Genomic DNA, 965 nt, shown 5'->3' with positions numbered 1-965 from the left:
ACACTCAACGGCGTCACAGTGCACTTGGCGGGCTCCCACCGATCAGCCGACTGACACCAATCTCATGACTCGGTACATCTGTTCGCTGGCCACCACGTTGATGACGACCCGCGCCCCGGACCTGTCCGCATCGCGACCGTGCGCGTCCGCACGAACCGGGCATTCCGGTTGCCCGCAGGTGCAGGCCAATCCGCGGCCCTCGGTCAACGCCGCCAGCGCGTCGGCCCGGCGCTGATCGAAGGTCCGGGGGTCGGCCGCACACACCTGCTTGGCGACCTGTGAGAGCCGGCGGTCGAAAGCGGCCGCCGGGGCCGCGGCGACCGAACCGTAGATCTCCGCCATCCCGTCCTCTTTCGCACGGATTACGACGTGGCGGTCGTCCTCGGCTGCCAGCCGGCGCTCACGGGCGGCGTCGGGATCGGAGGAGCGCACGGCGGCGTCGACCGCGTTGACGATCCGCTGCCTCGACCAGCCGTGCCAGTTGCCGATGCGGTCGGCCAGCGATCGGTCGAGCTCCGTTATGATTTCCCGGTCGGTGACCAGATCCGTGCGGGTGATGATCAATCGCACTGTGCGCCAATCCGTTCGGCCTTCGGCCAGCAAGGCCGCGACGTGGGGCAGCCTGGTGTCGAGCGCCTCCGCGTACGACACCAGGTAACTAGCTCCCGCGGGCGAGAGATTCATCGCGGCGGCAACCTCGGCGGCGGTCTGCTCGAAGCCGTCGACCTCCGCGTACTCCCGTTCCGGCCGCCCGGCGGTGGCGACCCGGCGCCGAAGCAACGCCGCCACCGCCGCCAGGCGTCGGGCTACCAGCATCGATTCCTCCCGATGCGTGGATTCGATCACAGCCACCAACGCGGCGGGATCCGTCGGTGACTCGAACATGCGTGGCGCTCCACGTGTTTTCGTGGGCGCTTTTCTGCTGTTCAGGGGCGGATTTCGTTGCGGTAGACCATGCTTGGCGT

Annotated in this window: 1 pseudogene; it reads right to left on the bottom strand. The window is 68.4% G+C overall.

Annotated features, from left to right (window positions below):
- Window positions 1-78: 78 nt before the first annotated feature.
- Window positions 79-885 (bottom strand): annotated as a pseudogene (locus tag BST14_RS28135) (DUF222 domain-containing protein); the annotation flags it as partial.
- Between the last annotated feature and the right edge of the window lie 80 nt (window positions 886-965).

Origin of the sequence: Mycobacterium arosiense ATCC BAA-1401 = DSM 45069 (assembly GCF_002086125.1) — a bacterium.
GTDB classification, from domain to species: Bacteria; Actinomycetota; Actinomycetes; order Mycobacteriales; family Mycobacteriaceae; genus Mycobacterium; species Mycobacterium arosiense.
Note: the sequence above shows the minus strand (reverse complement) of the source record. Positions and strands in the feature narration are given on the sequence as shown.